This is a genomic window from Bacillus sp. SD075 (assembly GCF_017355165.1).
GTDB lineage: Bacteria > Bacillota > Bacilli > Bacillales > DSM-1321 > Peribacillus.
This window is the reverse complement of the sequence record NZ_JADILK010000030.1, coordinates 15,059-36,572: the sequence shown is the minus strand read 5'-3', so window position 1 is coordinate 36,572 and position 21,514 is coordinate 15,059. Positions and strand designations below refer to the sequence as shown.

The window sequence follows — 21,514 nt, the reverse complement described above, 5'->3', positions numbered from 1 at the left end:
CCCTTAATTAAAGTCCTTTAGCTTTTGCGTCTTCCCAATATGAATCCAGTTCTTCCAATGTATAATCCTTGAATTTTTTGTCTGCCCTTTGAATGCACTCTTCTATATATGTAAAACGCTGGTGGAATTTCTGGTTTGCTTTGTAGACGGCTTCTTCCGCTTGTATGTCATAATAACGTGAAATGTTGACAAGCGCAAAAAAGAGGTCGCCCAGCTCTGATTTTATTCTTTCGACATCCCTGTTCGGGCTTAATAATTCCTCTTCCAATTCCTGCACTTCTTCCCTGACCTTTTTCCAGGCTTCGGAAACCTCATCCCAATCAAATCCAACCTTTGCAGCCCTTTTTTGATACTCTTCGGCCCGAAGTAAGTTTGGCAGCGATTTCTCAATGCCATCCAGTATGGATTTCGGGGCTTTTGTTTCGCTGCCTTTTTCACCTTCTTTGATTTTCTGCCAGTTCACTAATACATCCTCTTCGCCGTTCACTTCAACATTTCCGAATACATGAGGGTGGCGTCGAATCATTTTCGCCGTAATGCCTCCAATCACATCATCGATCGTGAACATCCCCTCATCTTCACCGATTTGTGAATGAAGCATCACCTGAAGCAGGACATCCCCAAGTTCACCAACCATGCCCTCATCGTCCTCTTCATCGATGGAATCAATCAGCTCGTACGCCTCTTCTATTAGATATTTCTTCAAGCTTTCATGAGTTTGTTTCTTATCCCAAGGACATCCGTCAGGACCTCTAAGTTCCGCGATGATCTGCCGTAGCTTAGAAAACTCCCGATACTGTAACGCTTCATCTTTAACAGGCGGGACATACACACTCGTCAAGTTACTTAACTCCATCTGACGGTCGAGCTCGAACAGAGCACATTTTGTCACTTTTTCCTGACTGCTGCCTGCCGCTGTAACGATATATACCTCATAGTCATCCGGAAGTTTTTCCATTAAAGTCAATTTCACATTGGATGCACTGAATGCGTCATACACCTGTCCGATAATCATATGCTGGGTAATGTGCAAATCATCCGGTAAAAGATCTGTTCCATCCAAAAGCTGGAACCCTTCAATCGGGTCGATCTTAACAGCCTGAAACAATGGATCCAGGAAACTTTGCCCACCTTCCAGTTTAATGGATATTCCAAGAGCCGGACCCTTTTCGAGCAAAAGCTGAACCGTTTTTTCCGCAACCATAGGATGTCCCGGAACCGCGTATAAAATGGAACGGTTCGAAGCCTCTTGTAATAAAGTTCCGGCAATTTCTTCATATACCGCTTCAAATTGGTCGTGCTTTTCATATATCCCGTCAAACGCCGTGAAATTGATTCCTTCCCTTTTCAAATCTTCGATTACCGGATGATCGATCGTTCTGACGAAGCATTGTTCTGTTTGTATCAATTCTTTATAAATCCCTAGTGGAAGCTGATCTAAATCCCCTGCACCAAGGCCTATTATCTTAATCTCATTCATGGTTTCGTATACTCCTATCCGTTATTATAAATCGTTTAAGCTTTGTACCTGCAGGTATAAGTGAAAGTTCTGCTTCACCAAATAAGCCGGCACGAAGGGCGGTCATCACAAAAACGGCTGCACCGATTCCTACACCGATCAAAGCTTGGATCGTAGCTAACAACCGGCTCTCTCCTGAAAACATCCATTCGAATAAGCTATTGAATAAAACAACCGCCGTACCCATGTAAATCGTACTCTTCAAGATTATTAACATGTGCTTCTTTTCAATTAATGGCTTTTTAATATGCACTCTCAAAGCCACATAAAATAATACAGTCATGATCATAAACGCAAGAACAGTTGCCGAGGCTGCTCCAGCGATTTTATAATGGGGCACAAGAACAAGGTTTAAAACCCACTTGCTGCCCACCCCCACAATCGTAATGATCACCGGTACGAATGAATAGCCCAAACTTTGAATCACGGCCGCTTCTGCCATTATGAGGGATGTGAATAAAATCGATAAAGAGAAAATTGCTAAAGTAATTGTCCCTTTGGCATCCATGAACAGCATATGATTGACAGGCTTCATCGTCACTACCAGCCCAATCGCAGCTGCGAGCCCTATCGTCGCGCTTACACGAAGGGCCAATTTAATCTTATTCAATAATTCATGTTCATTGTTCCTCTGAACGAATTCGGATATTACAGGTACAAGCACCAATGCAAAAGAATTGGCAACGACTGTACCTAACTGAAGCAACGGCTGTCCACGGTCATATACTCCTTTCCATTCCTTGGCTTCCCTTTCCCCCATACCCGTTTCCCTTAGTAGGGAATATAGGTGCAGTGAATCGACGAACTGAAACAAGATAAGGATCAAGCCAGTTATGCAAAAGGCCAAACCTTGGAAAATCAGGACCTTGGAAATTTTAATGAAATTTACCGGTTTGATTCTCATTCGTAAAAAAAGCTTCCATTCTTTTCTTAAAATAACGAAAGCAATAAGCAGTCCCAGTCCAGTTATGCCTCCGGTAATTGAACCGAAGACCGCCCCCTTGCCGACCATATAAGGAGAGTACCCTAGATACACGAATAGTGTGGAAAGCACAAGTATCGTCAATACACGGATGCATTGTTCAGCGACCTGCGAACTTGCCGTCGGTAACATGTTGTTCATTCCTTGAAAATAGCCTCTTAAAATAGATGAAATCGGCATTAATAAATAGGAAAAGGCAACGATTCTCAGCAGACCGGCTAAATGCGGATCCTTCATCCATCCTGCAATCGAATCAGCGCCAAGGAATAGTGCAGCAAACATCATGACCCCTATCGAACTTAAGACGATGAATGATGTCACTAAAATGTCCTTGACCGCAAAGTTATTTTTGGAGGGCCCCCGTTCTGCCATAAGCTTGGATATGACTACCGGAAAGCCAAGTGTTGATAATGTAAAAGCAACACCGTAAAAGGGATAAACCTGTTGATAGATATAAAACCCGATATCACCCGCAATGTTCTGATAAGGTATGCGATAAGCCGCACTCAATACTTTTACTATAATCGCTGCTACGCTTAAAATCAGCGCACCCCGAAAAAGTTCATTTGATGTTTTATAAGGCTTTTCAGCCATTCTTTTTCCCCTTTTCACTCATATGTGGTAGTTATTATAGCATAATTCTAATCGTTATTTTTCAATCACATCCATACTGTTAATTATTTTCCATATTCACTTTGAAGAATATTCTCCCCTCATTATGTCTGCCCCCATCCGGTTAACCTTTTAGAAAGAGCAAAAAGGGCAGCGCGATTGCTGCCCTTTCCACCTTTAAGAATATAATGGCATGTCCAAGGTTACTGTTCCATTTGTCTAGCTAGGAAACTCGCTGCTGTTTCAACCGATTTCTGTTCCACTTCACCAATGGTACTATCTTTAGAGAAAATCAAGACGGCACCAATCGGGTCGCCACTCGCAATGATCGGAGCTGCAGTATAAGATTGAACTTCTTCATCATTGGAATCTACAAATGAAATTTGTCCGTTGGGAGACTCCAGGACAGGATTTCTTTCTTCCATGATTTTTTCCACTAGTTCACTAACGCTTTTATTTAAGTATTCTTTTTTGGAGCCGCCTGCCACTGCAATGTAAGTATCCCTGTCACAAATCATAACTGGATTTCCAAGGCTATCATAAAGTGCTTCTGCATATTCCCTTGCAAAATCGCCTAATTCACTGATAGGAGAGTATTTCTTTAGGATGACTTCCCCATCTCTATCCACAAATATTTCCAGTGGATCTCCTTCACGAATACGGAGGGTCCTGCGGATTTCTTTCGGGATGACGACTCTTCCTAAATCATCAATTCGGCGAACGATACCAGTTGCTTTCATCTAATGTTGCCTCACTTTCATCTAATTGATTTGATAAATCCTCATTTTGCAGCAAAATCATCACCAGCTATTGTACTTAGTATTTTTCTAATGGTAAGTTCTATGCACTTTGAAAAAATTTTTCTTTTTTTGTTTCATTTTTTACCATGATACCTAAAGAAATTTCTTCCTGAGGACAATCATTCAATTCAGTTTTTTGTGGCTTGCGTCTCTTTTTTTACATACTGTAAACCTTTGGCCATCTCAAATAAGATATTAAGCCATTTGCTTTGTTCTACGCCTTTTATATGCAGGACCAGCTTCATTCGATTGCCGTCCATTCCGAAACCTACCATACGGCCATACTTCGATCCCAACTCGAACACCTTTTGTCCATCCACATCGCTGCTGACCGTTTCCCTAAGGAGAATGCTGATTTCCTGCTTTAATTGTTTAATGCTTTCAATTCCGGCCTTTTCAGCATGTACCTTCATTTCGGCAATCATGAATAAATAGGAAACTTCTTCTGGATATTCTCCGAAACGATCGATCATTTCATCCTGTAATTCTTCCACTTCTTCAAGCGAAGCAATCCCTCTGAACCTTTTATACATTTCTATTTTCTGATGTCCATCCATTATGTAGGCATCAGGGATATAAGCATCCACTTCAACATCAATTTCCAGGTTGTTCTTTTCTTCAGCTGGTTGATCATTACGTTTCGCATCTACTGCTTCTTTCAACATTTGTGAATACAGATCAAAACCAACTGAATCGATGAAGCCATGTTGTTGAGCCCCTAGAATGTTTCCAGCTCCCCTGATGGATAAATCGCGCATCGCGATTTTGAACCCTGAACCCAATTCTGTAAATTCCTTAATGGATTGGAGACGTTTTTCTGCCACTTCCGTCAACACTTTATCTTTCCTATAAGTGAAGAATGCATATGCCACCCGATTGGATCGCCCTACACGGCCACGCAGCTGATAGAGCTGTGAAAGTCCCATTCTATCCGCTTCATTCACTATAAGCGTATTGACATTCGGGATATCGACGCCCGTCTCTATAATCGTTGTACTTACCAAAACATCATATTCGCCTTCTAAAAAGCCGAACATGACAGCTTCCAGTTCTTGCTCTGACATTTGCCCATGAGCATAGGTGACACGGGCATCGGGCACCAGCATGGAAATTTCTTCTGCTTTTCTTGCTATATCCTCTACCCGATTGTAAAGGAAATAAACCTGACCATCCCTGGCCAATTCCCGTTCTATCGCTTCCGTTACCAACGAGCCATTATACTCCATGACATAAGTTTGGATCGGGAATCGGTTCTCTGGCGGCGTTTCGATGACGGACAGATCCCGCACGCCCAACATGGACATATGAAGGGTCCTCGGAATCGGCGTCGCAGTCAAAGTCAGTACATCCACATTTGTTTTTAACCGTTTGATCTTTTCCTTATGTGTTACGCCAAAGCGCTGTTCTTCATCAATGATAAGCAACCCCAAATCGCGGTACACGATATCTTTGGATAAAATCCTATGCGTGCCAACCACAATATCCACCGTGCCTGCCTTCAATCCTTTAATCGTCTCCGTTTGCTGTTTTTTAGTCCGGAAACGACTCATAGGACCAATCGAAATGGGATAATCCTGAAAACGCTCCCTTAATGTTTCATAATGCTGCTGGGCAAGGATTGTGGTCGGGACAAGGAATGCAACTTGCTTGCCATCCATTATGGCTTTAAAAGCGGCCCTGATGGCCACCTCTGTCTTCCCATATCCAACATCGCCACATAATAACCGATCCATCGGCCGTTCCCGCTCCATATCCTTTTTGATTTCGACTATGGAACGTAATTGATCTTCCGTTTCGTTATAAGCGAATGATGTTTCGAATTCTCTCTGCATATCACCATCAGGTGAAAAGGCATAGCCCTTAGCCGCTTCCCTTTCTGCATATAACTTGATTAAATCATCGGCAATGTTCTCAACGGATGATTGAACCTTACTTTTAACACGTTTCCATTCCGTCCCGCCTAGCTTATAAAGCTTCGGTTCTTTCCCTTCAGAACCGACATATTTTTGGACAAGATCAATTTGGTCGACAGGAACATACAATTTGTCATCCGCTTGATAACGAATATTCAGGTAATCTTTATGGACCCCATTTATCGTAAGGGTTTCAATACCCAAGTATTTACCGATACCGTGATTAACATGAACGACATAGTCACCGATTTTCAATTCGGAATAACTCTTGATTCGCTCCGCATTCGATAGTTTCTGTCTCCGTACTGATTTCTTTGACTTTTTATTAAACAATTCCGTTTCCGTAATGATACTGAACTTTTGCATAGGTAATTCAAAGCCGCTATTCAGGCTGCCGCGTAAAATCTGAACTTTACCTGGAAGAATGCTATTCGCATTGAACAGTTCTGCTGCCTCTATATCATAATCGGCTAAAACTGAATGCAGCTTTTTTACCCGTTCTTCATCCTGTCCAAGTATGACGACAGTATATTTCCCTTTTTTCCAACGTTCCAGTTCAGCTTTGAACACATTCATCTGTCCGTGGAAATTCTGCATTTGTTTACTGGCAAAATTCAGGATATTCTGAGGATTCGTATGCGGTACATGCCGTAAAAACAATGAAAGGTATACAAACGGCCTGCTGGATTTCATTATTAATTCCTGCATGGGGTGAGCCAATTTTATATCATGGATAATTTGTCCCTGACTTAAAAGGTCCGTGTACCAACCAGCCTCTTCCTTTTCCAAAGAATCATTGATTTCCTGGATTCTACTGATTTCATCTAAGAAAACCAAACCATTTACTGGTAAATAATCTATTAAACTAGCTGGATCTTCATACGCTAAACTTAAGTATTTAAAGATTTTGTCGGGTTTATTCCCCATTTTCAGCTGTTCAAGTTCATAACTGACCGTTTGAACCAGCTGTTCCTTGGTTTTCTCATCTTTAAGTTTCTTCAAGCTTTTACTTAATCCGCTCTCGAGCCTTGTTATGATTCTTTCAATATGCTCCGTCTCTAGCAAAGCCTCACTGACAGGGCCAATCGTCACTTTATTGAGTTTCTCGATGGACCGCTGATCTTCACTTGAAAAAGTCCTTATTGAATCTATTTCGGTATCGAATAATTCAATTCGTATTGGATTAGGTTCCGTGATCGGATAAATATCGATTATACCGCCCCTGATACTGAATTCACCTGGGGAACCAACCATTTCAGACCTGTTATAACCCATGGCAATGAATTTATTAAGCGTTTGTTCCAGTTCGATGTCTTCCCCTAAATTAAACGCAAGCTGATGCCTCTTCCAAATATCCTTTGGAGGAAGCACACGACGCACCCCGGGAATTGGCGCAATGACAATCCCTTTCTTTCCCTCCGCCCAAAAGTTCAATGCCTCTACACGCTGGGCTCTTAATTCCGGGCTGGCTACACTCAAATCAGCGGCAATCAATTCATTGGCTGGATATATATATAATTCTTCCTCAGGTATGAAGCTGGATAAGTCCTCATGGAATTTTTGTGCTTGTAATAAATTATGTGTAACTAATAAAATAGGCCTATTCGTCTTTTCATAAACGGAAGCCAGCAGTAGTGATCTCGAGGAACCTGTCAGGCCAGAGACGATTTGCTCCTTAAGTCCTTCATCGATGCCGGCTATTAACGAATGAACATCATCTTGTTTGGAGAACAAGTTCTGCAATCCATTCATTTTCTTTCCCCCCTCTCTTTAACGTGCAAAAAACATTTGCTGTATTTGAACTTGGCCATTTCACCAAGCATCCTCTTTATTAACTAACGGCAATCTTATCTGCCTTGGTATTCCAGACAAACGGAAAAATGCTTTGGATTTTGTCCAAAGCCCTCTCCCGCTAATGAATAATATAATCGTTTTCATATAAATCAGGGTTTCTTTGCAGCGATTCATGGCAATCTTCACATATCGCCCTTACATGCATATCCCCTTCAGAATCATAAACGATCATCTCTTGTCGCTCTTCATCGGTAAGTTGATTAAAACCTAACTGCTCCGTGCTCAGTGAGTGTGCCTCAATTGAGCCCAGCTTAGTTCCGCAATGTCGGCATCGATAATGGAGAGCCATTTGGTAACCCCCTATTTTAGTAATAGTGTTAGTATGTACAAAAGTAGAGGGATTTTATTCAGCGAAACAGGAAGATATTATTCTTTACTTATATCTACTCTCTGCTTATTGGTTATATTCGTTCATGACCTGTATAAATGGTTTTTCAATCCAGGCTTCACAAGAAGCAGCGCTTTTTTCGATCGTTGCCCCGACATAATCCCATTCTTCAGGCGAAAAACGCCCTAATACATAATCAGATACCGGAATACGTCCAATCGGGCGGCCAATGCCTATTCTGATACGATTGAATTCTTGCGTACCCAAATGGGCAATTGAAGATTTTATCCCATTATGGCCACCTGCACTTCCTTTTTGACGAAGGCGAAGCTTCCCTGGAGGCAAATCAAGGTCATCATATATAATGACCACATCCGCGATATCCACCTTAAAGAAATGCATGACAGCCGAAATGGATTCTCCTGACAAATTCATGTAGGTTAAGGGTTTAAGCAATAAAACCTGTTCTCCCTTTACCATACCTCTTCCATATATCCCCTTATGTTTTGCTTGATCAAGTGGAATCGACCATCTTTTCGATAACTCATCTATTACTTCAAATCCGACGTTATGCCGAGTTTTTTCATATTGTTTACCTGGGTTCCCTAACCCTACAATAATTTTCATGATTCACACTCCGTCATTACGGTTATTTAGGGAGTTACGCTGGAACGAAGCTTTCCAAGATCATATTGACCTTAGAAAAATAGTACCCTAATTTCAAGCTGGCCTGCAAGCGACCGGAGAACTAATTAGGTAAATACCTAATTTAAGGAAATAATTCCGAAAAATGGTCCGGTGTAAATTGATGCATCCAGAGATTGAAAAGACGTAACTCATTAAGAGCTACGCCTATTATATCACGATTCACTTGTTTAATCCCGACATCATGACTCTGGTGATGCCTTGGTTTCCCTGCCTTCCTCATTTTCAGGAATACCGCCATCTTGCTGTTCACCTGTACTTATTTCCTCTTCCTGACGAGGAGCCAAAACAGATGCAACAACTTCTTCACCATCATTGTCGATTGTAACTTGCTTATTCGTTTGGATATCGGATATGTAGATTGTTTCCCCTACCTGAAGTTCGGTAACGTCAACATCGATGGAGTCTGGAATGTCATTAGGTTTAGCCGTAACCGTCACTTCATGAAGAGACTGCTGAAGGACCCCACCGTCTTTCACGCCTTTACTAACACCGACAAGGTTAATGCGAACTTGTGCCTGTAATTGAACGGACATATCTACAATTAAAAAGTCTGCATGATAAATGGAGTTCTTTATTGGATCCTTTTGATAGTCAGAGAGCATGACTTTATAACTCGTACCTTCCAAGTCCAAAGAAATGATTCCATTACGGCCTATTTCCTTGATTGTCTTTTGAAGCTCAATATTATTGACTGAAATGGCCGTACTATCATTTTTATTGCCATATACTATCGCAGGAATTTCACCGTTTTCCCTCAAATTCCTTAAATTAGAGTGTTTTGAATCCGTACGTTCCTTTGCAGCTAATATATTACTCATACATCCTCCGCCTTCCTAAATATTAATTACAAGTTTCTCTATATTTAACATTTCCCTAAATAGCGATTCATTAAACATGAAAGGTAAAATCCGAAGGGGCAAAAAGAGGAGAAACATATGGTAAACATAGGAATTCTCCGCAAAATCTTTTTTCTTTCTTTTTTCTCTAATTCAAGCGTGAATCGCTTTATTCTCCATTTCCCCCTCAACTTGCATCACCCGATTAAGGATTTGAGCTGCTAGTGATGAATATTGTATGCTATCCTTTTTCCGTGGTCTCGGCAGATTGATTTCCTTATTCATGACGACTTTGCCTTCTTCGATTAATATGACACGATCGGCTAGCATTACGGCTTCTTCAACATCATGTGTAACAAGTAAGGCAGTAAAGTCCCTTTTCCTCCAAAGTTCTTCAATCAGCCTTTGCATGCCAATTCTCGTCAAAGCATCCAATGCCCCTAACGGCTCATCCAAGAGGAGAATGTCAGGTTGGTTCACCAACGCCCTCGCTAATGCAACTCTTTGTTTTTGCCCCCCAGATAAAACGGACGGCCAATCACTCGCTCGCTCTGAAAGACCCACTTGCTCCAGTAATTCCATAGCGTTTGGCTTCCAATCCCCTTTTAATCCTACACCTATATTTTCAAGGATCCTTTTCCAAGGAAAAAGCCTTCCATCCTGAAACATCGTACGTGACGATTTATTTAATCCATTCAACGGCTTTCCATTCACCAGTATCTGCCCGCCCGTCGGCTTTTCCAGTCCTGCCACAAGACGAAGCAGGGTGCTCTTGCCACATCCACTCTTACCGACAATGGCTACAAATTCCCCTTTTTTAAATGTGAGGTCCATCCCCTTTAATACTTCAAACTTCCCAAAATCCTTTCTTACACCCTGCAACTCCAACGAATTTCCATTTTTCATATTCATGACCTCCTCATTGGTATGATGGATGCCACTTTAAGCATCTTTTTTCAATTATTTTGGCCGCAACATCCGATATTTTTCCCAATAAGGCATATAAGAGAATACTTAGAACAACAATATCCATCCTCATAAATTCACGTGCATTCATAGCCATATACCCTATTCCGGAATTAGCGGATATTGTTTCTGCGACTATTAAAGTGACCCACATGATTCCAAGGGAGAAGCGGATACCAACCAAAATGGATGGAAAGGCTGCAGGGAGGATCACATTCCAGAATAAAGAAAAACCACTTAACCCATAAACCCTTGCTGCTTCAATTAATTCCTTATCCACCGATTTCACTCCATGAAATGTATTTAAATAGATAGGAAATAGAACCCCTAAAGCGACAAGGAAAATTTTCGCTTCCTCTTCTATACCAAACCATAGAATCACCAGGGGTATTAAAGCTAAATGCGGAATGTTACGCAACATTTGAAGCGATGTATCGAATAAGCTTTCAGCAATGGATGATAACCCATTTAACAACCCCAGTACAAAACCAATAATACCGCCGATGAAAAAGCCGATGAAGGCCCGCTGAGCACTGATGCCGATATAATCTATCAGTTCCCCAGTTTTCAATAAAGCTACGCCAGCTTGAAAGACTTCAGTCGGGGCAGGCAATATCCGTTCCAACAGAATCCCCCACAAAGAAAGCAGCTGCCAAGTTACCAAAAGGAGAATGGGCACAAGCCATGATATAAGGTGGAACCTATTGAACTTTTTGTTTAACTTTTTCTGCATCTTCAATTTCACTTCCTTTTGTAGGGTAGTGATCATTTGCCAGTATTTCCCCGAATGGACTCGTCGCTTTTGAAACGGGAACTTGCAACTGTTCAACAGGGAGTAAAGGAAATAATAATTCCGCAACACGGTACGCTTCTTCCAGGTGAGGGTACCCAGATAAAACAAAGGATTCTATTCCGATTTCTTCATATTCCTTCATTCTGGCAGCAACATTTTCTGCACTTCCGACTAATGCTGTACCGGCACCACCGCGCACGAGACCTACCCCCGCCCATAAGTTCGGACTGATTTCAAGTGAATCCCTGTTTCCATTATGAAGTTGCGACATCCGCTTCTGCCCCACTGAATCAAATCGATCAAAAATCTTTTGCGAATTTTCAATCATTTCATCATCCACATATTTAATGAGTTCTTCCGCTGCCTGCCAAGCTTCTTCTTCCGTTTCTCTTACAATGACATGCATGCGAATGCCAAACCTGACTTCACGTCCATACTCTGCTGCTTTTTTACGTACCTTTTCAATTTTTTCAGCCACTTGCACTGGCGGCTCACCCCAAGTCAGGTACACATCAATATGCTTTCCCGATATATCGATGGCTGGATCGGATGAACCTCCGAAATAAAGCGGTGGGTACGGTTTTTGTACAGGTGGCAATAGAATATTTCCACCTTCAACCTTTAAGTGCTCCCCTTTAAAGTCCACTCTCTCACCGGATATTTCCTGTCTCCAGATATCGAGAAATTCATCTGTTTGCTCATAGCGTTCCTTATGATTTAGAAACACGCCATCACCTGCCAATTCGACTGGGTCCCCCCCAGTTACTACATTGATCAAAAGACGGCCATTCGACAACCGGTCGAAGCTTGAAGCCATACGCGCAGCTAAGGTTGGCGACATTAAACCTGGACGAATCGCAACTAAAAATTTCATTCTTTCCGTTGCAGGAATCAATGAAGAACCCACCACCCAAGCGTCCTCACAAGACCGGCCTGTTGGAAGCAAGGCCCCTTCAAAACCTAAATGATCGACTGCCTGTGCTATTTGTTTTAAATAAGGAAGTGTAATCGCCCTCCCTCCCTTTGTCGATCCTAAATAACGACTTTCCCCATGTGATGGCAAAAACCAAAATACTTTCATTTTATTTCCCCCTTAATTAATTTTTTTTAACATCTGCAGATGCATCTAGAACATTAATCTTGCTTGGAATTAACTTAAGATTAAAAAATGTATCGGCAATCTTTTGTTGATCATCCAAAACCGTACTGGAAATCTCCTCAAGTCCATATTCTTTTCTTTTTAATGTTTTTTCTAATGCCTCCACACCAATCCCAATTTCCGGAGATAAAAATTCAGCGACATCCCTTGGGTTTTCTTCAATCCATTTATCAACTTTTATCAGTTCCTCTTTGATAATCTTCAAAGCTTCTCCGTTCTCGGAAAATGAATCAGTTGCCAAAAAGAATTCACGATTCGCCACTAGTCCTTCTCCATCCTGAATCGTTTTCGTTTTAAGTTCCAATTCCGCCGCTGATAAGAATGGATCCCATATCACCCAGGCATCGATTTGGTTTCCTTCAAAAGCAGCCCTTGCATCGGCCGGTGGCAAGTAGACGGGCTGAATGTCATCAAGAGTAAGGCCTGCTTCCTCTAACGCTTTGACCAATAGGTAATGAACATTGGAACCTTTATTCAAGCCAACCTTCTTACCTTTTAAATCTTTCACATTTTTAATGGGTGAATCCTTTTGCACGACTATAGCCTCTCCCGAGGGGTTTGCCGGCTGATTAGCAATGTAGACAAGTGGTGCATTGGCTGCTTGTGCAAATATCGGTGGCGCCTCCCCTGTGTGCCCAAAATCAATGCTGCCGACATTCAAGGCTTCAAGCAGTTGAGGTCCTGCAGGGAATTCAGTCCAATCGACCGTATACCCCACTTCTTTTAAATGGCTTTCCAGCTCCCCTTTTGATTTTAAAATATTTAATGTCCCGAATTTTTGATAACCGATTCGGATGGTTTTATCTGATTCCTTTGCGTCAGCACTTGTGGAACTGTTCTTTTCCTGCCCACATGCACTCACTATCAGCATGAAGATGCTAAAAATGGACAGGAGCCATATCTTTCGTTTTTTCTTCATATTCTGCACACCCTTCTTAAACTATTTTTATAAAAATAAAAGGCTCCTTTACTTCACCAATAGGACAATAGGGCAAAATGATGCCTAGTGTTCAATGGTAAGTGAAAAGGAGCCTTCGGTAGTCCGATCGGCGTTAACCAGTATTCAATTGCGTTGGTACAGTGTTTCTTTTTATGAATATGAATTGATTTTGTATAGCTATTTTATTATTACTATTCTCATCTGTCAACTAAGAATTAAGTATTTTCTGAAACTTTTAAACTAAACACGGCGAGCCCGAAGGCCCGCCGTGTTTTAGTTTATTTTATTATCAATCGAATAATGTGCTGACTGATTGTTCCTCGTGCACACGAATAATTGCCTCTGCAATCAAAGGTGCTACAGAAAGTCCAACAATTTTATCGATTTTCTTATCTTCGGATAGGACAATCGAGTTGGTCACGACCAATTCCTTGATCGTTGAATTTTGAATCCTTTCGATGGCAGGACCTGATAGGACTGGGTGTGTACAACAAGCGTACACTGCTTTAGCACCGTTCTCCACAAGGGCATTGGCCGCTAGTGTAATAGTTCCTGCAGTATCGATGATGTCATCAATCAGTATCGCTGTCTTCCCTTCAATATTACCAATGATGTTCATGACTTCAGCCACGTTCGGTCTTGGGCGGCGCTTATCAATAATGGCAATCGGTGCTTTTAGGCGATCGGCCATTTTACGGGCACGTGTTACACCGCCATGATCTGGGGAAACGATGACGATATCACTTAAATCTTTTTCCTTGAAGAAATCAGCTAAAATCGGAACAGCAACAAGGTGATCGATCAGAATATCGAAGAAACCTTGAATTTGTGGTGCGTGAAGATCTAATGTGATTACACGGTGGGCACCAGCCGTTTCCAAAAGATTTGCGACAAGTTTAGCTGTAATTGGTTCACGTGCACGTGCTTTACGATCTTGTCGGGCATAACCGTAATATGGCATAACAATATTGATCGTTTTAGCTGAAGCACGTTTAAGAGCATCGATCATAATTAAAAGTTCCATTAAATTTTCATTGACTGGTTGGCTTGTAGATTGGATTACGTATACGTCACAGCCACGAATACTTTCTTCAATATTAATCTGAACTTCACCGTCACTGAAACTTGTTACGCTACATTTTCCAAGTTCAACACCGATTGCAGCAGCAATTTCCTGAGCTAAATCGAAGTTTGAATTTAAAGAGAATACTTTTAAATTAGGATCTAAATACTGATTTGACATGATGACCTCCGTCGGTTATTTATTAAATTTCAAATTCTTGACATAATCTTCTTTGTTAACTTGACGAGCCCGTGCAACGGATAGGGCTTCCTGCGGTACATCTTGTGTGATGGTTGACCCCGCAGCTACATATGCTCCTTCTCCTACTGTCACAGGTGCAACTAGATTAGAATTACAGCCTATGAAGACATTGTCTTCAATCTTCGTCAAATGTTTATTTTTCCCGTCGTAATTCACGGTAATAGATCCGCAGCCTATATTAACATTCTCCCCAACCTCTGCATCACCAATATAACTCAAATGTGAGGCCTTGCTTCCCTTGCCAAAAACGGTCTTTTTAATTTCTACAAAATTACCGATCTTAACGGAATCCTTAATATCTGATTGAGGCCTAACATGTGCGAATGGGCCGATTTTAACAAAGCTTCCAATACTGCTTTCGTGTACAACCGATTGGAGGACTTCCGTTCCATCACCAATTTCACAATTACTGATTTCCGTATTCGGGCCAATCAAGCACTCCTGCCCGATGATACTTTTTCCTTTAATGAATGACCCAGGATTAATGACTGTATCCTGTCCGATTTGCACATCCGCTTCAATGAACGTTGTAAGCGGATCGATGATCGTTACACCATTCCTCATATGCGTTTCATTGATGCGTTTCCGTAAAACTTGCTCAGCCTGCGATAAAGCTACGCGGTCATTCACACCCAATGTCTCCTCGAAAACACTGGATTGGAAGGCCGTCACCACTTCGCCTTCCCGTTTTAAAATTTCAATAACATCCGGTAAGTAATATTCTCCCTGGACATTATCATTTGAAACTTTTTTCAGCGCGCTAAATAATGCTTGGTTGTCGAAACAATATGTACCGGTATTTATTTCCTTAACATATCTTTCTTCATCAGAGGCATCCTTATGCTCGACGATTTTTTCCACAAGTCCGCCTTCACCGCGAAGGACCCTTCCATAGCCAGCAGGGTCATCTGCATATGCTGTTAAGATTGTTGCTTTCGCCTGACTTTGCTCATGCAATGCTATAAGCTCTTTCATCGTTTCCGCTTTAATCAGGGGCGTATCACCGCAAATAACAAGGGTCGTACCACTTTTTGCGGATAAAACGCTTTCCGCCTGCATTACAGCATGTGCCGTACCTAATTGCTGTTCTTGTAAGGCATACTTGCACGAATCACCAAGTTGTTCTTGAACTTTTTCAGCTCCATGGCCGATGACTGTTACAATATCTTCTATTTGAAGTTGATTGACTTGATCGATAACATGTTGTACCATTGGTTTCCCGCAAACAGGGTGCAAAACCTTATAAAGCTTAGATTTCATCCTAGTACCTTGCCCAGCGGCCAATATTATTGCATAGCGATTACTCATAACAGGCCTCCATTTTCACCTTTTTATCCACTAAAAATATTATCTCAAATAGTGATTCTTTTCAAGGTAACAATTAAAAGTACATATAATTGTCAACCGATTAGGTGAAAAAAGTTCGATTTCCAGAGGGCTTACAAATGTTATCATTGGACCTTTTAGCATTATTTCAAATCAGGGTCGATCCCATTTTCATTAACAACAAAATACATGAACCATGTCTCCTCCCCTTTATAACACCATCCACTCCATTATCTCGAAACACTGCCATGATTGCGCCACGCCCTATGTACAAGCCATTTGGGAGCACTTCGACCTTTGTTAATTCCCATTCCGAAATCAGGTCACCGGTTCATTTCATCTTCAGCACATTAGTTGGGTGGAGTAAGTGGCATCCCCTGAATCCCACAGGAATTTCAATAACAGGATGAACAAAATGGTTTAAAAAATAAAAAGGATGGGTACTTAAACTTTTGAAGATAACATCGTAAATTTTAAAATTCATTAAGCGAATGTATGTAAGATGAGCGGATCAGTTCTAAACTTATCCGTTTTTGAATAAATAAAAAAGAGCACTACTTATGAAGTAGGCTCTAGATGCACGAATTATAAATTTAAAGTTTAAAAGTAAGGTTATTTTAAGAAGCACCTGCTCCAGCTTCCTCTAATTCAGTTTCAAGTTCTCCCAATCGATGATATTCTGTCAAGACAGCTTCTTGAATTTTCCCGCGTGTCGAGGAATTGATTGGATGAGCGATATCCCGGAATTCTCCATCTGGAGTTCGTTTACTTGGCATTGCTACAAATAAACCATTGTTTCCGTCGATCACACGAATATCATGAACCACAAATTCATTATCCAGTGTAATTGATGCGATAGCTCTCATACGACCATCCGTATTCACACGGCGTAATCTTACGTCAGTTACTTCCATTTAAGCTCACCATCCCTTTTTGTTGTTGTTAAAACTTAAAGTACATATTCAACAAAAAAACGTGAACTCCTTCTATTATCTGTAATTTTTTTAGAAAATTCAGCCTAGTTTTCAAAAATACTAGAAATCACCCTTATATTACAGCAAAATTACCCATTACGAACTCCCTTTAACAAATAAAAAAACGCCCGTTTATTTAACGAGCGCTACCACTTCTATTTCCAGTAGTACATCTTTAGGAAGCCGAGCAACCTCTACACAAGAGCGGGCAGGTTTGTGACCAGAAAAATAGTCTCCGTATATTTCATTAATCGAACCGAAATCGTCCATATTTTTAATGAATACTGTTGCCTTAATGACAGTTTCCAATGAAGCCCCAGCCTCTTTCAATACAGCTTGGAGATTCTTAAAGACCTGGTGTGTTTGTTCCTTGACATTCCCTGTTACCATCTCACCAGAAGCAGTAAGTGGAATTTGTCCTGAACTGAAAAATAACTTATCCACGATCACGCCTTGTGAATATGGTCCGATCGCTGCCGGTGCTTCATTCGTATGTATCGTTTTCATGAAATGATTCCCCCCTATTCCTTTTTCGTAAAATAGTTCCCACGGCTGACATTGATTGTTTTGTCTCTTTCGACCACCTGCGTCAACTTGATTAATGAAACATAGTCCTCGACAAGGCACTCCTCCGTATGTTCGGATTCGACCAGCACCGCAATTCCGGCAACTGTCGCCTTAAATTCATCCAATAGACTGACCATGCCGTTGATGGTACCCCCAGCCTTCATGAAATCGTCAACAATCAATACGTTCGAGCCTTCAACCAAGCTTCTCTTAGAGAGTACCATAGTCTGAATCCTCTTTGAAGAGCCTGAAACATAATTGATGCTCACTGTAGAACCTTCCGTTACTTTATTATTCCTTCTTACAATGACAACTGGAACATTCAAATAATTTGCCACTGCGTATGCTAATGATATTCCTTTGGTTGCCATTGTCATGATAACCGAGACATTTTTCTTGGCATACATGGAAGCGATTATCCTTCCAACCTTATTCACGGTTTGCGGATGTCCTAATATGTCTGTCATATATAGATAACCGCCAGGTAGTAGCCTTTCGGGACTGGCGATCGTATTACATAATCCGTCAATGAAGGCATTGGCTTCTTCTTCCCTAATAGAAACCATATATTTCACTCCACCGGCCGCACCTGGAACGGTTGTTAAAGATCCTATCCCACGTTGTTCAAAGGTATCTTTGATGATCGTCAAATCTTCACTGATCGAGGACTTTGCCGAACTATACCTTTCAGCAAAATAAGTCAGCGAAACAAGTTCCCCTGGATGTTCTAATAAATAATTGGTCATATCGACTAGCCTCTCGCTGCGACGAAATTTCATTGAGACACCCCCTTTGTGAATTCCGAATATTATATAGCAACTATACCATTAATGTACGCTTCTATTCAAGATTGTTTCGATCACCCAGTAAACGGACCGCATAGACTTGATCACAGAATCCGCGAAGTCCATTATAAATTCTTTGCATGCGCGAATCATGTTCCACCAATCCAAAAACGGTCGGACCACTCCCGCTCATCAAGACCGAATCTGCACCAAATGTCTTCATTTGATCTTTAATGTTCGCAACCTCTGGGTATAACTGCAATGTCACTTGTTCCAAAACATTGCCCAACCCCCCACATACATCGTGATAATTATTTTCCATAATAGCCGAAATCATTCCGGGTACATCCGGATGCTCCATTTTTGAGGTTTGGAGCCTTTTGTATATATCTGCTGTCGAAACGCCGATCGTCGGTTTGGCCAAGATTACCCAACATTTTGGCGGTGCAGGAAGATGCGTGATTTTTTCCCCGCGCCCTCTGGCCAATGCCGTACCTCCATAAACACAAAATGAAACATCAGAGCCAATTTCAGCTCCTATTTCCGCAAGTTCATCCATGGAAAGACCAAGCTTCCACAGTCTATTTAAGCCTCGCAAGGTAGCTGCGGCATCACTGCTTCCACCAGCTAGTCCGGCGGCTACAGGTATATTTTTCTCTATAGTTATAGAAACACCTTTATTGATCCCAAAACGTTCCTTTAGAATAAATGCGGCTTGATAAGCTAAATTCCGATGATCATCCGGAACAAATCGATTATGGGATAGAATTTGAATATGATTTCCCATTATTTCCTTTAGTTCAATTCTATCAGCAAGGTCGACTGTCGTCATGATCATTTCCACCTCATGATACCCATCAGGCCGTTTGAAAAGCACATCCAAAGCCAAATTAATTTTAGCCGGGGCTTTTTCCATAAGCTTCAATATGTCCACCTACTTTAACGTTCTTAAAAGTTCTTGTCCTATTCTATCATATTTGTTTATATTCTAAAGGTTTTTTAATCGTAATTTCCATGTAATGAAGCTAACATTGGTCCTTAGAGGAGTATAGACGCATATAGGCACCTGGGATAGCAGCTACTTCCCGCATCCCAAAAGACCTGCTACATATCCATATGGCATTCACCGATACATAAAAAAACCAGACTCCTTAACTACAATGTAAGCAAAAATGAATAGAGCTATACATTGTATAAAGAGTCCGGCTTCCTTCAATATGACGGCATGATACAATTAAGTGTTTTATCTTACTCTTTGTTCACCAATTGACGTTGTGCTTTTTCGATAGCAAGTTTTACCATGTTTCCTGCGTCCCTGGCCCGGATTCCTCCCCAGCCTTCTTTCTGGACTACATCGTAAAATCCAAGTTCTTTAGCCAATTCCTCTTTAAGATCATTTGACATAATCCCTTTTTTCCTGCTCAAGCGAAGCAACCCCTTTCACATGCCGTCACATGCCTAGTGTTTGCATCATACGCTATTTCATTACATCCTTTTTAAGCCTTTATTGGAGCTCACAGGATATTCTATACAAAACAAAAAGCAGCAAACAAAGTTGTTCGCTGCCTCGTCTAAGTTAAATCTCTTGTTGTTTGTTTAAAAATGTTAGTTCTACGGTTTCCGTTAAAACATCCGCATAGCTGTAAGATACTCTTTCAAACGCATTTTCATCTTGGTCGAGCTCAATTACAAAAACAGCCGGATAAGTTTCCGCCAAAGTTCCAAATCGTTCTACAGTCTTTCTTCTTCCACCGTTTGCTTTTAAGAGCAATCTTTTACCTAGGTTTGAATCAAGTGCAGTTTTAATATCAGCTAGAGTTTTTGGCATTTTCGGTCCACCTCACTAAGTTAAGTATATCACAATTTACAAATATACGCAAACAAAATAATAAATTATATCAGCACTTAAAAATGTAGTCAATATATTTTTATCTGAAATTCGGCAAAATCGCGAACAATTTTATTATATCCTGGAAAATGAAAAATTATGTAAACGAACTATTTCATTATTTATTAAGCCGAATTTTCGTAATTAAATCATTGCCAAGTGATTTTACCCAATAAAAAATCCGTTTTTTTGTGAGGATATCCGAATTCTTACCCCACCAAAAGCAAGCTGCATTCTTTCAAAATGCAGCTCGTTCATTCTTCCTGAAATGGCTTGAAAGGCAACCCGGTGCGTAACACCCCTTTTGTCTCAATTCCCCCCAACCCCTTCTCACCCGTTAATGTATTCCGAAGGACATCCCATACATGAATATGATCGGAAAAAGACGTAAAGCTTATCTTTCCGACGATATATACTGGATCGAGAGCATGTATATTAACCCGGGAAGGAGAACTGGCAAAATTTGCTCCCGCTTGGATCAGCGATTCAAAATGCGACTGACAAGCCCCGGCAAATATAATCAGTTGGTCTAAATGGGAAACCCTCCTTCGCGCTTCTCTAACTGTCTGTACAAAATCCTTTGAGTGACGGTAAGCATTTATATCGGACATCGGTCCTTTTGATTTTGAATAGGCATCATGACCGGTGACAACAAGAATGTCCGGCCGATAATGGTCCAACAACCCCCCGATTCTTTGGGGCATCTCCTTTTCATTGCAATAGATGCCATTGACCGGAATACCGAATTTCTGATATAGATCCATGCATTTCCTTAAGTAAGATGCATCCCCATCAACATGGAGGACCCTTCCTGGTATCTGAAAATATTCACCGCTATAACGATAGCCATTACTGGATTGATAGCCATTTTTTTGTTGTTGCAACTCTAAATCTTGTGTTAATAAGCGGTAAGATTGTTCTTGAAGTACCTCATTCGACCTTTGTCGATCATTTCTTTCATTATCATTGATGATCATTAAATCTTGAAAAGGTGCATCTGCAATCAGTCGGATATCTTCCCCATAAAGAATAGCTTCACGTCTTCCGTCAATATCACGGATATCGATTACCCGGAACAACACGTCGCATTTATAAGAAACCCGACCAACAATATCGTTTATTTGAATATTCATGGCCCCACCCCATGAGAAGACTTATTTTCAGCCCGCCCTAGTTTATTTTCATTCTTAAGTTATGCGAACCATTCTTGAATGGTGAAAGGTGGGAATTGATTTCATTC

General features: G+C 41.1%; 20 protein-coding genes. All 20 read right to left on the bottom strand.

All coding sequences use genetic code 11. The features are described from left to right. Window positions 1-7: 7 nt before the first annotated feature. The gene (gene yabN / locus IOC57_RS17845) at window positions 8-1,480 is read right to left on the bottom strand and encodes a bifunctional methyltransferase/pyrophosphohydrolase YabN (protein WP_207439950.1); all 1,473 of its coding nucleotides are present in this window, start codon (window positions 1,478-1,480) and stop codon (window positions 8-10) included. Further along, on the bottom strand, window positions 1,473-3,095 hold the full coding sequence (locus tag IOC57_RS17840; RefSeq protein ID WP_207439949.1) for a putative polysaccharide biosynthesis protein: 1,623 nt from the start codon (window positions 3,093-3,095) through the stop codon (window positions 1,473-1,475). Before IOC57_RS17840 ends, yabN begins: the two co-directional genes overlap by 8 nt. 221 nt (window positions 3,096-3,316) lie before the next feature. Beyond that, on the bottom strand, window positions 3,317-3,853 hold the full coding sequence (spoVT, locus tag IOC57_RS17835) for a stage V sporulation protein T (RefSeq protein WP_063235918.1): 537 nt from the start codon (window positions 3,851-3,853) through the stop codon (window positions 3,317-3,319). Window positions 3,854-4,041: 188 nt separating this feature from the next. Beyond that, window positions 4,042-7,578, bottom strand: coding sequence for a transcription-repair coupling factor (gene mfd, locus IOC57_RS17830; protein ID WP_207439948.1), 3,537 nt, complete (start codon window positions 7,576-7,578; stop codon window positions 4,042-4,044). 160 nt (window positions 7,579-7,738) lie between these two features. After that, on the bottom strand, window positions 7,739-7,969 hold the full coding sequence (gene fin / locus IOC57_RS17825) for an anti-sigma-F factor Fin (protein WP_034316319.1): 231 nt from the start codon (window positions 7,967-7,969) through the stop codon (window positions 7,739-7,741). 105 nt (window positions 7,970-8,074) lie between these two features. Continuing rightward, window positions 8,075-8,635 carry an aminoacyl-tRNA hydrolase gene (gene pth, locus IOC57_RS17820; protein WP_207439947.1) on the bottom strand — a complete coding sequence of 187 codons (561 nt, stop codon included), beginning with the start codon at window positions 8,633-8,635 and terminating at the stop codon, window positions 8,075-8,077. A 260-nt stretch (window positions 8,636-8,895) separates the two neighbouring features. Next, window positions 8,896-9,534 carry a 50S ribosomal protein L25/general stress protein Ctc gene (locus tag IOC57_RS17815; protein WP_207439946.1) on the bottom strand — a complete coding sequence of 213 codons (639 nt, stop codon included), beginning with the start codon at window positions 9,532-9,534 and terminating at the stop codon, window positions 8,896-8,898. Window positions 9,535-9,705: 171 nt separating this feature from the next. Then, entirely contained in the window at window positions 9,706-10,458 is a 753-nt protein-coding gene (locus IOC57_RS17810) for an ATP-binding cassette domain-containing protein (protein ID WP_207439945.1), read from the bottom strand. 13 nt (window positions 10,459-10,471) lie between these two features. After that, window positions 10,472-11,251, bottom strand: coding sequence for an aliphatic sulfonate ABC transporter permease SsuC (gene ssuC / locus IOC57_RS17805; protein ID WP_207439944.1), 780 nt, complete (start codon window positions 11,249-11,251; stop codon window positions 10,472-10,474). Continuing rightward, window positions 11,220-12,392, bottom strand: coding sequence for an FMNH2-dependent alkanesulfonate monooxygenase (gene ssuD, locus IOC57_RS17800; protein ID WP_207439943.1), 1,173 nt, complete (start codon window positions 12,390-12,392; stop codon window positions 11,220-11,222). The genes ssuC and ssuD overlap by 32 nt, the downstream gene beginning before the upstream one ends. A 16-nt stretch (window positions 12,393-12,408) precedes the next feature. Next, window positions 12,409-13,389 (bottom strand): sulfonate ABC transporter substrate-binding protein, encoded by a 981-nt coding sequence (locus IOC57_RS17795; protein ID WP_207439942.1) that lies wholly within the window; start codon window positions 13,387-13,389, stop codon window positions 12,409-12,411. Between the two features lie 310 nt (window positions 13,390-13,699). Then, entirely contained in the window at window positions 13,700-14,653 is a 954-nt protein-coding gene (locus tag IOC57_RS17790; RefSeq protein ID WP_053348997.1) for a ribose-phosphate diphosphokinase, read from the bottom strand. 15 nt (window positions 14,654-14,668) lie between these two features. Then, window positions 14,669-16,042: a bifunctional UDP-N-acetylglucosamine diphosphorylase/glucosamine-1-phosphate N-acetyltransferase GlmU gene (glmU, locus tag IOC57_RS17785; protein WP_207439941.1), complete on the bottom strand. Its 1,374-nt coding sequence runs from the start codon at window positions 16,040-16,042 to the stop codon at window positions 14,669-14,671. A 635-nt stretch (window positions 16,043-16,677) separates the two neighbouring features. Next, window positions 16,678-16,974 carry a septation regulator SpoVG gene (spoVG, locus tag IOC57_RS17780; RefSeq protein ID WP_034316332.1) on the bottom strand — a complete coding sequence of 99 codons (297 nt, stop codon included), beginning with the start codon at window positions 16,972-16,974 and terminating at the stop codon, window positions 16,678-16,680. 192 nt (window positions 16,975-17,166) lie between these two features. After that, the gene (locus IOC57_RS17775) at window positions 17,167-17,541 is read right to left on the bottom strand and encodes a RidA family protein (RefSeq protein WP_207439940.1); all 375 of its coding nucleotides are present in this window, start codon (window positions 17,539-17,541) and stop codon (window positions 17,167-17,169) included. A gap of 14 nt (window positions 17,542-17,555) precedes the next feature. After that, complete coding sequence (gene purR / locus IOC57_RS17770) at window positions 17,556-18,380, bottom strand: pur operon repressor (protein WP_207439939.1); 825 nt, start codon at window positions 18,378-18,380, stop codon at window positions 17,556-17,558. Between the two features lie 61 nt (window positions 18,381-18,441). Next, window positions 18,442-19,311, bottom strand: a complete 870-nt coding sequence (gene ispE / locus IOC57_RS17765; protein WP_207439938.1) for a 4-(cytidine 5'-diphospho)-2-C-methyl-D-erythritol kinase — start codon at window positions 19,309-19,311, stop codon at window positions 18,442-18,444. A 323-nt stretch (window positions 19,312-19,634) separates the two neighbouring features. After that, complete coding sequence (locus IOC57_RS17760; protein WP_034316340.1) at window positions 19,635-19,811, bottom strand: small, acid-soluble spore protein, alpha/beta type; 177 nt, start codon at window positions 19,809-19,811, stop codon at window positions 19,635-19,637. A gap of 151 nt (window positions 19,812-19,962) precedes the next feature. Further along, the gene (veg, locus tag IOC57_RS17755; RefSeq protein ID WP_061440325.1) at window positions 19,963-20,214 is read right to left on the bottom strand and encodes a biofilm formation stimulator Veg; all 252 of its coding nucleotides are present in this window, start codon (window positions 20,212-20,214) and stop codon (window positions 19,963-19,965) included. 314 nt (window positions 20,215-20,528) lie between these two features. Next, complete coding sequence (yabG, locus tag IOC57_RS17750) at window positions 20,529-21,407, bottom strand: sporulation peptidase YabG (protein WP_207439937.1); 879 nt, start codon at window positions 21,405-21,407, stop codon at window positions 20,529-20,531. Window positions 21,408-21,514 lie beyond the last annotated feature (107 nt).